The sequence below is a fragment of the Kitasatospora sp. NPDC023120 genome (genome assembly GCF_055560835.1).
The window spans coordinates 20,096-34,733 of record NZ_JBVHHY010000013.1 but is presented as its reverse complement, the minus strand read 5'-3'; the positions used below and the strand labels follow the sequence as shown (position 1 = coordinate 34,733).

At 73.8% G+C, this 14,638-nt stretch carries 8 protein-coding genes; 2 read left to right on the top strand and 6 right to left on the bottom strand.

Annotated elements, in window-relative coordinates:
• The first annotated feature begins 279 nt into the window (after positions 1-279).
• On the top strand, positions 280-3,123 hold the full coding sequence (locus ACZ3TI_RS20260; RefSeq protein ID WP_465727993.1) for an FtsK/SpoIIIE domain-containing protein: 2,844 nt from the start codon (positions 280-282) through the stop codon (positions 3,121-3,123).
• An 86-nt stretch (positions 3,124-3,209) separates the two neighbouring features.
• On the opposite strand, the gene ACZ3TI_RS20255 is transcribed toward ACZ3TI_RS20260, so the two are convergent.
• The 6 genes from ACZ3TI_RS20255 to ACZ3TI_RS20230 all read right to left on the bottom strand — a co-directional run bounded on the left by ACZ3TI_RS20255 (position 3,210) and on the right by ACZ3TI_RS20230 (position 13,745).
• On the bottom strand, positions 3,210-4,055 hold the full coding sequence (locus ACZ3TI_RS20255; protein ID WP_465727991.1) for a hypothetical protein: 846 nt from the start codon (positions 4,053-4,055) through the stop codon (positions 3,210-3,212).
• A 147-nt stretch (positions 4,056-4,202) separates the two neighbouring features.
• Entirely contained in the window at positions 4,203-9,149 is a 4,947-nt protein-coding gene (locus ACZ3TI_RS20250) for an NAD-glutamate dehydrogenase (RefSeq protein WP_465727989.1), read from the bottom strand.
• A gap of 286 nt (positions 9,150-9,435) precedes the next feature.
• On the bottom strand, positions 9,436-11,061 hold the full coding sequence (pruA, locus tag ACZ3TI_RS20245) for an L-glutamate gamma-semialdehyde dehydrogenase (RefSeq protein WP_465728323.1): 1,626 nt from the start codon (positions 11,059-11,061) through the stop codon (positions 9,436-9,438).
• 154 nt (positions 11,062-11,215) lie between these two features.
• Positions 11,216-11,872, bottom strand: a complete 657-nt coding sequence (locus ACZ3TI_RS20240) for an HAD family hydrolase (protein ID WP_465727987.1) — start codon at positions 11,870-11,872, stop codon at positions 11,216-11,218.
• Positions 11,873-11,986: 114 nt separating this feature from the next.
• Entirely contained in the window at positions 11,987-12,496 is a 510-nt protein-coding gene (locus tag ACZ3TI_RS20235) for a DUF6912 family protein (protein ID WP_465727985.1), read from the bottom strand.
• A 130-nt stretch (positions 12,497-12,626) separates the two neighbouring features.
• Positions 12,627-13,745 carry a patatin-like phospholipase family protein gene (locus ACZ3TI_RS20230; RefSeq protein WP_465727983.1) on the bottom strand — a complete coding sequence of 373 codons (1,119 nt, stop codon included), beginning with the start codon at positions 13,743-13,745 and terminating at the stop codon, positions 12,627-12,629.
• 342 nt (positions 13,746-14,087) lie between these two features.
• Between ACZ3TI_RS20230 and ACZ3TI_RS20225 the strand changes: the two genes are divergently transcribed.
• A complete protein-coding gene (locus tag ACZ3TI_RS20225; protein WP_465727981.1) occupies positions 14,088-14,531 on the top strand; it encodes an Rv3235 family protein in 444 nt (147 codons plus the stop codon).
• Positions 14,532-14,638 lie beyond the last annotated feature (107 nt).

Sequence of the window (14,638 nt, the reverse complement as noted above, 5' to 3'; positions counted from 1 at the left end):
GAGGGTTGGGGGACTTCCCCTAGGGGAGTACCCGGAGTGGCCGGCGGGCCCGCTCAGGGGGCCGCGACGGCGGCGGTTGACCTGACTCACCGTCGCCTCCACCATGGCGATGATCGCAAGATCGTCAAATCCGGTACCGTGCGCGGACCGTCCGTGACGGATGGCAGGATGGACACTCGCCACTCGTGTGGCCCAATGGGGTCGCCGCGGCCGCCCGGTGCGTCCGCGACGGCGCCGGGGTACCAGGCTTCACACCAGCAGAAGGGACCCGCGGGCGAGATGCAGATCCGGCTGACCGTCCTCCGACCGCGCAGCGGCCCGACCGCCGCCGGCTCCGCCATCCCCTACGTGGACGTGCTGGTCACCGCACCCGTCGGTACCGCGCTCGGCGCCATCGCGGGCGCCCTCGCGGGCGCCGTGGGCGTACGCGGGCCGCGGGCCGCCACCCACGTGCACCTCTACGCCGGGGCGCACCGGGTGGACGAGCACACCCTGCTCGGCCACCCCCCGCTGCTCGACGGAGCCGTCCTCAGCCTCAACGAGCCCGACCCCACCGCCGACGACCCCGACGACACCCCCGCTGCCGCCGAACTGCGCGTGATCGGCGGACCGGACGCCGGCGGCGTGCACCGGCTGCACGGCCGGGAGATCCGGATCGGCCGCTCCGGCGAGGCCGACGTCCCGCTCGACGACCCGGACGTCTCCCGGCTGCACCTCGCGCTGCACCTCGCCGAGACCGGCCGGATCTCCGTCCGCGACCTCGGCTCCACCAACGGCACCGCCCAGGACGGCCGGATCGTCCCGCCCGGACCGCCCGAGGCCGCCGTCCCGCTGGAGCCCGGCGCCCTGCTGCGGATCGGCGAGTCCACCCTGCAGGTGGCCGCCCCCGACGCGGCCGAGGCCACCGGGGCCGCCCGCGCCGCCGTGCCCGACGGCCACGGCCACCTCCAGCTCTCCGCCCCCGGCCCGGTCCGGCCCGCACCCCCGGTCGTCGAGCCGCCCGCCGCCCCCGAGCCCGCCCAAGTCCGCGGCCGCGGCCTCTTCTCCCTGCTTCCCGGCCGCGCCGCCGAACCCCTCGGCCAGGAGAGCGCCGAACGCCACCACACCGCCGTACGGCTGCGCCAGGCCGCCGCCCAGCGCGAGCGCTGGCCCGACCTCGCCACCCTGCTGCTCAGCGCCATCGGCCCCGGCCCCCGGCTCTGGGAGCGCGGCCCCGGCCACCCCGACGCGCTCACCCTGCGCCTGGGCACGGCCGACCGCCCCGGCGGCCCCGGCACCACGCCCGGCGCCATGCTGCCCGCCGTCCCGGTCACCCTCGACCTGCAGACCGCCGGCAGCCTCGGCCTCTGCGGCCCGCGCGAGCGCCTGGACGCCCTCACCCGCGCCGTCGTCGCCCAGCTCGCCGCACTGCACCCGCCGACCGGCCTCAGCCTGGTCGTGGTCGACGCCGACCCGGCCCGCACCGCCGAGGAACGCACCGACACCTGGGCCTGGGCCCTGTGGCTGCCCCACCTGCGCCCGGCCGACGGCCAGGACTGCCGCCTGCTGATCGGCCTGGACGACGAGCAGGCCACCGCCCGGCTGACCGAGCTCACCGCCCGGCTCAGCGGCCCGAGCGGGCTCGGCGGCCACCCCGCCACCGTGGTCGTGGTGGACGGCCGCCCCGCCACCGAGACCGCCCGGCAGGCCCTCGACCTGCTGCTGCGCCAGGGCCCGGCGGTTGGCATCTTCCCGATCTGCCTCGCCGAACAGCCCGAACTGCTCCCCCGCGGCCTCGGCGCCACCGCCCTGATCACCGGCGAGGTCGGCACCCAGCTCTCGCTCGACCGCCCGGTCGCCCGCGGCCGCGAGACCCTGCACGAGGTCTCGCTGGACGCGGTCTCCGACGCCTGGGCCGAGCGGCTGGCCCGCGTCCTCGCCCCGCTGCGCGAGGCCGCCCCGGCCGCCCGCGGCCCGCTCCCCGACGCCTTGCGGCTGCTCGACCTGCTGCAGCTCGACACCGTCACCCCCGCCAAGCTGTCCGCCCGCTGGGCCGCGCACGCGGGCGGCATCGGCGCGGCCACCGCACTGCTCGGCACCACCCGGGACGAGCTGTGCACCCTCGACCTGGCCGACCCCGAACTCGCCCTCCCCTCCCCCGACCCGGGCGGCCCGCACCTGCTGATCGGCGGCGCCCGCGGCTCCGGCAAGACCGAGCTGCTGCGCACCCTGGTCGCCTCGCTCGCCGTCTCCGAACGCCCCGAGCGGCTGACCGTCACGATCGTCGAGGGCCGGGCCGACTCGGACGGCCAGGACGGACTGGACGGCTGCACCGAGCTGCCGCACGTCACCGGCCTGGTGAACGCCGCCGCCGACCCGCGCGCCGCGCTGCTCGCGGCCGAGGCGCTCGAGGACGAACTCGCCCTGCGGGAGCGGCTGTTCGACGGCCTGGACTTCGCCTCCTGGCACGCCGCACGCATCCTGGACGGCCAGCAGGAGGAACCCGCCGACCACCCGCAGGTGCCGGTGCCCGCCACCGTCGGAGCCGCGTCGGCCGTTGCGCCCCGGATCATCTCGCCGCGCAGCGCGGAGGGCTCCCGGCCCGCCGCCCCCGCGGCGCCCGTCCCCTCGTCGCCCGTCCCGGCCCGCCTGGTCGTCGTCGTGGACGACTACGACGCCCTGCTCTCCCCCACCTCCCCGGCCGGCCGCCCGCTCGCCCGCGCGCTCGCCGACATCGCTCGCCGCGGCGGCCCGCTCGGCATCCACCTCGCCGTCGCCACCGGCCGCCCGGAGGACAGCGCCGGCACCGAGGTGGACGAGGCCGCCCTGCTGCGCATCGCCCTGCGCACCGACGACCCGGCCGACTCCGACCTGCTGATCCACCTCGGCGACGCCGCCGCCCTCCCCGAGGACACCCCCGGCCGCGGATACCTCCGCCTGCCGGACGGCGGCGTCACCGCGTTCCAGACCGCCCGGATCAGCGGGCGCATCCCCCGCACCGCCACCCTCCGACCCACCGTGGTCGCGATAGACCCCCTCCAGCTCGGCGCCCCACCGGCCCGCCGCCCCGTCCGCGAGCTCGGCAACGGCCCCACCGACCTCGCCCTCCTGGCCAGCGCCCTCCAACGCGCCGCCGCCCGCTGACACCTCCCCCGGCTAGAACCGACAGGACGTCAAAGGGCCCCGACGGCCGGCTCGGTCCGTCGGGGCCCTCACCGGCCGTCAGCCGGTCACACGCACTTCAGCTCGCGGTTCACCACGGCCATCCCGGCGACCTTGCCGCCGTCCATGGTGAACTCGTACTGCCAGCCCTGCTGCCCCTCCACCGGGAACACGTACTTGCCGCTCTTGGCCAGCTGGAGGCCCTTGGCGCCGTAGGCCTGCTGCAGCGCCTCCAAGGTGGCGCCGGCGCCGATGCCCTCGGCGGTCTTCGCCTCCGCCGGGGCGACCAGCTCGCGCAGGCCCGCCGCGGCGAAGGAGACCCGGCCGCTGGCCAGGTACGCCTTCTCCTTGGTCTCCCGGGCGACCATCATGTCGACGATGGACTGCGTCGCGTCCGCCATCAGCTTGGCGGTGGCGGCGGAGTCCTTGGCCGCGGCGGCGGAGCCGGCGGCAGCAGCCGCGGCGTCCTTCGCGGAGGCGTTCGGCGGCAGGGTGCCCGCCGGGGCGGGCGTCTTGCCGGCAGCCGCGTCGGCCTTGGCGTTGAGGTCCTTGTAACGGGCCTCGGTGGCCGCCTCGGCGGTCATCCGGGCCTGGTCCGGCGCCGGGCCGCCCTTGTAGACGAAGTCCGTGCAGCCGTCGAGCAGCGAGACCGGTGCGGCCTCCAGCGCGCCGGTGGCCAGGCCCGCGTCCTTGGCCATCCCGGGCTTCAGCCCGCGGTAGCCGGCCGCCGCGAAGGCCTCCGGCCCCTTCGTCGTGGGCGCCGCCGAGGGCGTGCCCGTCTGGGCCGCAACCGCGCTGTCGCCCTTCGCCGTGTCCTTCTTGTCGTCGGACGTGCAGGCCGCCGCGCCGGCGACCAGCAGTGCCACCGAGATGCCCACGCCCACCGCGCGGACCGAGGCTCGGTTCTTCCCCATGTCTCAAAACCCCCACTTGATCGTTCGAGGGTCACCGTAGCGAAGGTCCGCCCACGACCCGCAATCCATTTCCGCGGCCGGGAGCAGCCACGCAAAGCGGAAGGGGCCCGCGTCCGTGGACGCGGGCCCCTTCCGTGCGACTGTCCGTCAGCGCATCGAGCCGGTGCGCAGCAGGGTGCGGATGACGCGCATCGCGACCGAGAGGCTGGACAGCTCGTAGTTGTCCGAACCCCTTATGTCGTCGAGGGTGCTCTTCGCGCGGTTCAGCAGCGTCGCGTTGAGCTCCGCCCAGGCGGTGTAGCGCTCCTCCGGGGTGGCGCCCTCGGGGCCGCAGGCCAGGATGTCGGCGGTCAGCGCCGCGTGCGCCGCGAAGAGGTCCTCGCGGATCGCGGCCCGGGCCATCGACGACCAGCGGTCGGTGCGGGGCAGCTCGATGATGCGGTCGAGCAGGTGCGAGATCTGCAGCCGGTCGCCCAGGTCGTAGTACAGCTCGGCGACGTCGGCGACGTCCTTGCCGGAGCGGTCCGCGACCTCGGTGATGTCCAGGGTCGGGAAGACCGAGGAGAGGCCGGCGATCCGGGTGGCCAGCTCCTCCGGCACCCCGGCCGCGGCGAGCTCGTTGTAGATCGACTCGTACCAGGCCAGGTCCTCGCCGCGGAGCGGCTTGGGCAGCGAGCCCCAGACCTGGTTGACCCGGTCGTGGAAGAACTCGATGGTGCCGGCGATGTCGAGCGGCTGGCGGCGGTTGTTGAGCATCCACCGGGTGGCGCGCTCGACCAGGCGGCGCGAGTGCAGGCGCATCTTGGTCTGCACCCGGGCGGGGACCTGGTTGTCCAGGCCCTCGATCTCGCCCCAGATCGACTCCAGGCCGAAGACGGCCCGCGCGGCGGTGTGCGTCCGGGCGATCTCCTCGTAGGTCGCGCCGGTCTCCTCCTTCAGGCGGAAGGCGAAGGTGCAGCCACCGCGGTTGATCGTGTCGTTGACGATCAGCGTGGTGATGATCTCGCGGCGCAGCGCGTGGTTGTCGATCGCGTCGGCGAACCGGGCCCGCAGCGCGCTGGGGAAGTACTCGTGCAGCGCGGTGCGGAAGTACGGGTCGTCGGGCAGGTCGGTGGCGAGCAGCTCGTCGGCCAGGATGATCTTGGTGTAGGCGAGCAGCACGGACATCTCGGGCTGGGAGAGCCCGCGGCCGTTCTGCTGGCGCTCGCGGATCTGGCGCTCGGTGGGCAGGAACTCCAGGGCCCGGTCGAGCCGGCCGGCCGCCTCGAAGCGGTTGATCATCCGGGCGTGGACGTTCACCATGCTGTGCGCCTGGGCGACGGCGTTGGCCAGCACCACGTTCTGCGCGTAGTTGTTGCGCAGCACCAGGCGGCCGACCTCGTCGGTCATCTCGGCCAGCAGGGCGTTGCGCTGCTTGACCGTCATGTCGCCCTCGGCGACGACCTGGTTGAGCAGGATCTTGATGTTGACCTCGTGGTCCGAGGTGTCCACACCGGCCGAGTTGTCGATCGCGTCGGTGTCGATCCAGCCGCCGGTGCCCTCCGGGCCGCCGGTGGCCGCGTACTCGATGCGGCCGAGCTGGGTGCAGCCGAGGTTGCCGCCCTCGCCGATGACCCGGGCCCGGACCTGCTCGCCGTTGACGCGGATGGCGTCGTTGGACTTGTCGCCGACCTCGGCGTTGGTCTCGGTGGAGGCCTTGACGTAGGTGCCGATGCCACCGTTCCAGAACAGGTCGACCGGCGCCTGCAGGATCGCCTTCATCAGCTCGGCCGGGGTGACGCGGCTGTCCTCGATGCCGAGGGCGGTCCGCACCTGCGGGGTCAGCTGGATCGACTTGGCGCTGCGCGGGAAGACCCCGCCGCCGGCCGAGATCAGCGACTTGTCGTAGTCGTCCCAGGAGCTGCGCGGCAGCTCGAAGAGGCGGCGGCGCTCGGCGTACGAGGCGGCCGCGTCCGGGTTCGGGTCGAGGAAGATGTGGCGGTGGTCGAAGGCGGCGACCAGGCGGATGTGCTCGCTGAGCAGCATGCCGTTGCCGAAGACGTCGCCGGACATGTCGCCGATGCCGATGACGGTGAAGTCCTCGGTCTGGGTGTCGACGCCGAGCTCGCGGAAGTTGCGCTTGACCGACTCCCAGGCGCCGCGGGCGGTGATGCCCATGCCCTTGTGGTCGTAGCCGGCCGAGCCGCCGGAGGCGAACGCGTCGCCCAGCCAGAAGCCGTACGACTCGGCGACACCGTTGGCGATGTCGGAGAAGGTCGCGGTGCCCTTGTCGGCGGCGACGACCAGGTAGGTGTCGTCCTCGTCGTGGCGGACCACGTCGGCCGGGTGCACGACCTCGCCGCCGACCAGGTTGTCGGTGATGTCCAGCAGCGCCGAGATGAAGGTCTTGTACGAGGAGATGCCCTCGGCCAGCCAGGCGTCGCGGTCCACCGACGGGTCCGGCAGCTGCTTGGCGACGAAGCCGCCCTTGGCGCCGACCGGCACGATGACGGTGTTCTTGACCATCTGCGCCTTGACCAGGCCCAGGATCTCGGTGCGGAAGTCCTCGCGCCGGTCGGACCAGCGCAGACCGCCGCGGGCGACCTTGCCGAAGCGCAGGTGCACGCCCTCGACCTGCGGCGAGTAGACCCAGATCTCGAATGCCGGGCGCGGGGCCGGCAGGTCCGGGACGGCCTTCGGGTCGAACTTCATCGACACGTAGGAGTGCCACTCGCCGTCAGCGGCGTGCTGGAAGAAGTTGGTCCGCAGGGTGGCCTTGATGAGGTTCAGGAAGGAGCGCAGGATGCGGTCCTCGTCCAGCGAGACGACCTCGTCGAGCGCGCCGGCCAGCTCCTCCAGGATGCCCTCGGTCAGCTCCAGGGCGCCCGAACGGTGGCTCGGGCTCAACCGGGCCTCGAACAGGTTGACCAGCAGGCGGGTGGTGTGGGTGTTGTTGCGGAGCGCGTCCTCCATGTAGTCCTGGGAGAACGTGGAGCCCGCCTGGCGCAGGTACTTGGCGTACGCGCGGAGCATCATCGCCTGGCGCCAGCTCAGCCCGGCGGTGAGCACCAGCTCGTTGAAGCCGTCGTTCTCGGCCTTGCCGGTCCAGGTGGCGGCGAAGGTCTCCTGGAAGCGCTCGCGGGCCTCGTCGGTGAGGTCGGTGGCCTCGCTCAGCTTCAGGCCGAAGTCGTACACCCACGCGGTGGTGCCGTCGGAGCGGCGCAGCGCGTACGGGTGCTCGTCGAGCACCTCGACGCCCAGGCGCTGGAGCACCGGCAGGACCTCGGTGAGCGAGATCGGGCCGCCGACCCGGTAGATCTTGAAGCGGCGCTCGTCGTCGCCGGCGCCGACCGGCTGGTACAGGTTGAGGCGGAAGTCGCCCTCGCCGTGCAGCGACTCGATCTGCTTGATGTCGGCGACGGCGGTGCGCGGCGGGAAGTCGGCGCGGTAGCCGTCGGGGAAGGCGTTGGCGTACTTGTGGCCGAGCTCGGCGGCCTTCTCCTCGCCCAGCTCGAGGTGCAGCTGGTCGTGGAAGCCGTCCATCCAGAACCGGGCGGCGTCGGCCAGGCGGTTCTCGATCCGCTCGATGTCGGAGTCGGTGAGCTGCGGCAGCTCGGTGCCCGGGGCGACCCGGACCACGAAGTGCAGGCGGGTCAGCACCGACTCGGTGGCGTACACCGTGTAGTCGATGGTGGCGCCGTTCAGCTCCTCCTTGAGGATGTCGGTGAGCAGCAGCCGGATCCGCGTGGTGTAGCGGTCGCGCGGCAGGTAGATGAACGCCGAGAAGTAGCGCCCGTACTCGTCCTGGCGCAGGAAGAGGCGCAGCTTACGGCGCTCCTGCAGGTAGAGCACGCTGGTGGCGATGGAGAGCAGCTCGGAGGCCGGGGTCTGGAAGATCTCGTCCCGCGGGAAGGTCTCCATGATCTGCAGCAGGTCGCGGCCGTCGTGGCTCTCGCTGGAGAAGCCGGACTCGTCCAGGACGGCCTGGACCTTGCGGCGCACGACCGGGATGCGGGTGACCGACTCGGTGTAGGCGGCGGAGGAGAACAGGCCGAGGAAGCGGCGCTCGCCGATCGGCTCGCCGGCGGCGTTGAACTTCTTCACGCCGACGTAGTCCAGGTAGGCCGGGCGGTGCACGGTGGCACGGCTGTTGGCCTTGGTGAGGACGAGCAGCTTCTTCTCGTGGGCCTTGGCGCGCACCGGCGCGGAGAGGCGGCCGAAGGCCTCGCTGACCGAGTGGTGGCGGTCGTCGTGGCTGTGCGGGTCGGCGCGCAGGATGCCCAGGCCCGTCCCGGCGACGGCCTTGAGGACCTCCTCGCCCTCGTGCTCGACCAGGTCGTACTCGCGGTAGCCGAGGAAGGTGAAGTGGTCGTCGGCGAGCCAGCGCATCAGCTCCCAGGCCTCGCCGACCTCCTGCTCGGGCAGACCGGCCGGGGGCTCCTCGGCCAGCTCGTCGGCCAGGCGCAGCGCGCTCTCGCGCATCTTGCCCCAGTCCTCGACGACCTCGCGGACGTCGCCGAGCACGCGGCGCAGGTTGCTCTCGATGGCGCGCAGGTCGTCGCGGTCGGTCTCGCGGTCGATCTCGATGTGCATCCACGACTCGACGGTCGCGTCGGCAGGCCACTCGGCGCCGGCGGCCTGGCTGCGGGAGCAGGCGTCGACGTCCAGGATCTCCAGCAGCTTGCCGGTGATGTCACGGCGGACGACCAGCTGGGGGTGGATCACGATGTGGATGCCGCGGTCCTGGCGGGACAGCTCGTTGGTGACGGAGTCGACCAGGAAGGACATGTCGTCGGTGACGACCTCGACGACGGTGTGGCCGCAGGACCAGCCGTTCTCCTCCACCGAGGGGGTGTGGACCCGCACCTCGGCGGTGCCCTGCGGGCGCTTGAGGCCCAGGCGGTAGTGGGAGGCGGCCGCGCCGTACACGTCGACCGGGTCGCGGTCGACCAGGTCCTCGGGCGCGGTGTGGAGGTAGTAGTGGTGCAGGTACGCGGTCAGAGCTCCGTTGCTCAGACCCTCCCCCGGCGCCGCTCCCCCCACCTGGCTGTTCTCAGCGGCTGCGGCTGCCTTCTTGAGCAGTTCGGCCTTGGCTGCGTCCAGCTTGGTCTGCATGACTTCTTGGCTCCTGTCGCGCGCCGTTGCGTGACTCGGTGGTGTGTGGATGTACACCGACGGGTCAGCCGCAATCCTGCCGCACCATCCGACTGAAAGGGGCTCATGGCACGCATGAAACGTCCTCCCAGTGGGTAGGACGACACGTTCGTCCTGCAAGCCACCCGACGACGCCAGCCAGCCTAACCGGATCAATCGAAGGTGCACAGGGACAGGGAGGCGCAAACCTGCAGGATGTCGGGTCCGTCCTGGACAGCATGTCCAAACCGGAGGCTGATGTTCACTCTCAGCCCATGTGCGGGTATCCGTGGTGGGTCGGCGGGACGAAGGTCTCCTTGATCGAACGGGCCGAGGTCCAGCGCAGGAGGTTCTGGGCGGCTCCGGCCTTGTCGTTGGTGCCGGAGGCCCGGCCGCCGCCGAAGGGCTGCTGGCCGACCACGGCGCCGGTCGGCTTGTCGTTGATGTAGAAGTTGCCGGCGGTGAAGCGCAGCTCCTCCACGGCCTGGGCGATGGCGTAACGATCCTGCGCGATCACCGCGCCGGTCAGGCCGTACGGGGCGCCGCCGTCGACCCGGCGCAGCACGTCGTCCCAGCGGGAGTCCTCGTAGACGTGGACGGCCAGGATCGGGCCGAAGTACTCGGTGCGGAAGATCTCGCCGCGGTGGTCGGAGGAGACCAGGACGGTGGGCCGCACGAACCAGCCGATCGCGTCGTCGTACTGGCCGCCGGCCGCCAGTTCGATCGTCGGGTCGGCCTTGGCGCGGTCGATGGCGTCCCGGTTCTTCTCGAAGGCGCGCCGGTCGATCAGGGCGCCCATGAAGTTGGACAGGTCCGTCACGTCGCCCACCGCGAGCGCGTCCACCTCGGCCAGGAAGTCGTCCTTGATCTTCTGCCAGAGGCTGCGCGGCAGGTAGGCGCGGGAGAGCGCGGAGCACTTCTGGCCCTGGTACTCGAAGGCGCCGCGGATCAGCGCGGTCTTCAGGATCTGCGGGTCGGCCGAGCGGTGGGCCAGCAGGAAGTCCTTGCCGCCGGTCTCGCCGACGATCCTCGGGTACGTGCGGTAGCCGCCGATGTTGGCGCCGATGGTCTGCCACAGGGCCTGGAAGGTGGCGGTGGAGCCGGTGAAGTGCAGCCCGGCGAGCGCCGGGTCGGACAGCGCGATCGGGGAGACCTGCAGGCCGTCGCCGGTCACCAGGTTGATCACCCCGGGCGGCAGGCCGGCCGCCTCCAGCAGCCGCATCAGGTGGTGGGCGGCCAGCGTCTGGGTCGGCGCGGGCTTCCAGACCACGGTGTTGCCCATCAGTGCGGGAGCGGTGGGCAGGTTGCCGGCGATCGCGGTGAAGTTGAACGGCGTGACCGCGTAGACGAAGCCCTCCAGCGGGCGGTGGTCGGTGCGGTTCCACACGCCGGGCGAGGAGAGCGGCTGGTCGGCCAGGATCTGCCGGGCGAAGTGGACGTTGAACCGCCAGAAGTCGATCAGCTCGCAGGCGGAGTCGATCTCGGCCTGCTGCGCGGTCTTGGACTGGCCGAGCATGGTGGCCGCGTTGAGCGTCTCCCGCCACGGCCCGGAGAGCAGGTCGGCGGCGCGCAGGAAGACCGCGGCGCGGTCGTCGAAGGAGAGCGAGCGCCACTGCCGCCCGGCGGCCAGCGCCGCGTCCACCGCCGCGCGGGCGTCCTCCCGGGTGGCGTTGCCGAGCACGCCCAGCTTGGCCGCGTGGTGGTGCGGCTGGACGACCTCGATCCGCTCCCCGCCGCCGAAGCGCTGCTCGCCGCCGATGGTCATCGGCAGCGGGACCTGCTCGGCCGCCAGCTCGTCCAGCCGCCGGACCAGCCGGTCCCGCTCCGGGCTGCCCGGCGCGTACGCGTGCACCGGCTCGTTGACCGGGGTCGGCACCTCGGTGACTGCGTCGATGGGCATGGCGGCTCCGTCCTGCTGACTGATCGGGTGGTGGAGCCGGAAGACAGGCCCTCTGCTCCAGCCTGACCAGCGCGGGCCCGATCCGCCCGCTCAGACACGCGGACGGCGGACGTGGCGCCCGCCACTACGACCCGCGGCGGCGACACCCTCAGGCGGTCAGCCGCGCCGCCAGCTCGACCGCCTCGGCCAGCGTGTCCACCACCGGGACGCCGACCGGCTCCAGCTTCGCCCGGGTGTGCGAGCCGCCGGTGTACAGCACCGCGTGCGCGCCCACGCTCAGCGCGGCCAGGGCGTCGTCCGCGGCGTCGCCGATGAGCACCGTACGGGCCGGGTCCACCTGCTCGCCGAGCGCCTCCAGGTGGCGGACCAGGTGCTCCGCCTTCTGGCCGCCGGCCGGGCCGCTGCGCCCGTCCACCCGCAGGAAGTGGCCGCTCAGGCCGAACGCGTCGATCAGCGGCACCAGCTTCTCGTGCACGTACAGCGACAGCAGCGACTGGCTGTGCCCGGCCGCCTGCCAGCCGTCCATCAGCTCGCGCACGCCCTCGGTCAGCCCGCAGGCCGCGCTGAGTTCGTAATAGCGGTCGTGGAAGGCGTCGTCCAGCTTCAGCCACTCCTCCCGGGAGGGCTCCCGGCCGAGCAGCCGCTGATAGAACCTCGGAATCGGGATCTCGTACTGCTCGCGGTACTCCTGCAGGCTCATCGGCCCGACGCCGATGGTCGCGAAGGCGGCGTTGCTCGCCCCGAGCACCGCCTCCATGTCGTGGAAGAGCGTGCCGTTCCAGTCCCAAACGATGTGAGTGCGCACGGGGCACAACGGTAACGCCGGGCACCGACGCGCCGGTAGGACCGAGCTCACGCACCCGCCCCACCCGGCGCACCCGGGGCGCGCGCCCGAGGCACGCGCCCGCTCAGCCGGGCATCAGCCGAGCAGCGCGGAGATCTCCTGGGTCGCGAACCAGAGCAGGTCGTGGTCCTCGGCGCCGTCCACGGTGAACTGGGCGTCCTGGTCGCCCGCGTCGGCCGCGGCCACCGCCGCCACCGCCGCCGCGACGTCCGTGACCACCTCGTCGTCGGCCACGTCCGCGTGCACCGCGGCGGCCTTGGCCAGCCGCACCGGGCCCGCCAGCACCACCCGGCCGAGCGAGGCCTGGTCCTGGTACTCGTCGCCGGGGAACGGCCGTACGGACGCGTCGGCCACGTCCAGCGCCACCACGACGCGCCGGCGCGGGGCGTCCGGGTCGGCGGCCAGCAGCCGCAGGGAGGACTGCGCGGCCCGGTTCAGCGCCGCGTACTCCAGCTCCTCGATGTCGTCGCTGACGTACCACTCGCGCAGCGCGGGCGTCACGGCGTACGCCGCGGACTGCTCCAGGGCGCCGCCCTCGTGCGCCGCCGCCAGGCCGGTCAGGGTGGTGGGCACGTACACGCGCATCGGTGGCACTCTCCGGTTCGGTCCAGCGGGCTTCGTCCAGCGGAACGGATTCTCCAGCGCCCCAAGAATAAGCTCCGCCGGGCTCCCGTGATCACCTCCGGTGAAGTCGGCCCCTTCCGGGGACAGCCGATCACCGTGCCGCCCGCAGCGCCTCCCGGCTGGTGCGCAGGGCGCTCTCCAGGACGGCATCGCGGCGGGCCGGGTCCATCATGTTCGGGCCCATCACCGCGAGGTCCGCCAGGGTCGGCGCGAGCAGCCGCACCCGGACGCCCTCGGCCCGCAGCAGCGCGGCCTCGCGCAGCAGCTGCCGGGTGACGGAGTGCCGGTAGCGGCTGACCAGCTGGGCCAGCACGCCGCGCGGACGGTCCCGGTCGCGCCACTCGCGCAGTGCGGCCATGGTGTCGCGCCCGCGCCCGGTCGGCCCGGACCGCTCGGGCCGGGGGTCCAGCCGCAGGGCCATCGGGGCCAGCACGTACACCTCGTCCAGGCCGCGGCCGAGCATCAGGTCGGCGTTGGTGGCCGACCAGCAGCCGCCGTCCACGTACGCCGAGCCGTTCAGGCGCACCGGCGCGAACCAGCCGGGGATCGCGCAGGAGGCCATCACCGCGTCCGCGACCGCGACCGCCGGGGCGTCCGGGTCGCCGAAGACCACCCGGTGGCCACTGCGGTAGTCCACGGCCGCCACCCGCAGCGAAGCGCCCGCCGCGCCGTCGCCCACCTCCGGACCCGACCCCGCCCAGCCGCCCGGACCGAGCAGTCCGCGCACCAGCTCGCCGACCGGCGCCAGCGAGCCCCGGCCGTGCGGCGCCATCGCCGAGACCATGGTCAGCAACGGGTACTCGCGCGGGTGCCGGACGGCGTCGCGCAGCAGCCCGGGCGAGCCGATGCCGGCCCTGGGCCGGGGCGGCAGCGCACCGCCGACGGCGGTGTCGTAGTCGAAGGCGACCCCGGCCAACGGGCCGTCGGTGATCGGCAGCCCGCCCTGGTGGTCGCGCAGCTGCTCGGGGCGGACGCCGCCGGACAGCATCGCGGCGAGGATCGCACCCGCCGAGGTGCCGAGCAGGACGTCGGCCCCGCCCGGCTGCCGCCCGGTGGCCTCCTCGACGGCGCACAGCGCGCCGACCGTCCAGGCGGCGCCGAGCATCCCGCCGCCGCCCAGCACCAGACCGCGCCGGGGTGCGCCCGCGGCGGGCGGGGCGGTGCCCGCGACCGCCGGGGCCGGCACCGCTGCTGCTACCCGTGTCGTCATGGCGGCCGCCCGTCGTCGTGGGGGCGGCTGTCCGCTCCCCGCGGTTCCCGGTCAGGCTCCGATGGTGCGCGCCGGGCCGGTACGCCGCAAATGCGGCGGCGGGGTGCCGGCCACCCGGTCCGCCGAACCGCAGCGTCCCCTTTCGGGCCGTACCGCCCGCTCCCCCACGTCAACCGGGCGCCGTACGACCGGTGTGCGGGCCCTTCGCCGCACCGGCCGGTTCACCCGGATAGGTGAACTCGGAACCCGGCTCCGGCAGCCCGGAAAAGACCTTGCCGCCCCGCCCCGGAGGACGCCAGCCTGGACCCGTCCGTACCCGCACCACCCCGTCGAGGAGCCGCCGTGACCGCCCACCTCTCCGCCCGCCCGCACCGCGGCACGCGCACCGCCGGCGGCACCTGCGACCCGGCCGGGCGCCGACCCCGGCACCCCCGCGCCGACTGCGCCGCCGCACCCGGCCACGATCCCCGTGCGCTGGCCGCCCGGTTCGCCCACCAGCTGGTCGAGGTGCTCACCGGCGCGCGGCCCTCCGGCCAGCTGATGCGGCACACCAGCCTGGACGGCTACGGACAGCTCGCCTCGCTGGTCCGGATGGGCGCGCTGCGCCGCGGCGGGGCCGCGGACCGGCCCCGGCTCGGGCCGGTGCACGACCGCTCGCCCTCGCCCGACGCGGTCGAGGCCTGCGTGCGGGTCGACCTCGGTCGGCGGCACCACATGGTCGCCTTCCGGCTGGAGCAGCGCGGCCCGGCCGGGCAGTGGCAGTGCACCGCCGTGGAGGCACGGTGAACACGCGAGGCCAGGGGACGGCGCAGGGCGCCGCCCCCGTCCGGGAGCGGCGCCCTGCGCGTCGTCCTGCCTGGTGTCCCACGGCCCGACCGGGCCGTGCGGCCGGC

Excerpts from the sequence above, each read along its gene's own strand:
- ACZ3TI_RS20230 (WP_465727983.1), bottom strand. The coding sequence starts at position 13,745 with ATGACGACACGGGTAGCAGCAGCGGTGCCGGCCCCGGCGGTCGCGGGC.
- ACZ3TI_RS20235 (WP_465727985.1), bottom strand. The coding sequence starts at position 12,496 with ATGCGCGTGTACGTGCCCACCACCCTGACCGGCCTGGCGGCGGCGCAC.
- ACZ3TI_RS20250 (WP_465727989.1), bottom strand. The coding sequence starts at position 9,149 with ATGCAGACCAAGCTGGACGCAGCCAAGGCCGAACTGCTCAAGAAGGCA.
- ACZ3TI_RS20260 (WP_465727993.1), top strand. The coding sequence starts at position 280 with ATGCAGATCCGGCTGACCGTCCTCCGACCGCGCAGCGGCCCGACCGCC.
- ACZ3TI_RS20255 (WP_465727991.1), bottom strand. The coding sequence starts at position 4,055 with ATGGGGAAGAACCGAGCCTCGGTCCGCGCGGTGGGCGTGGGCATCTCG.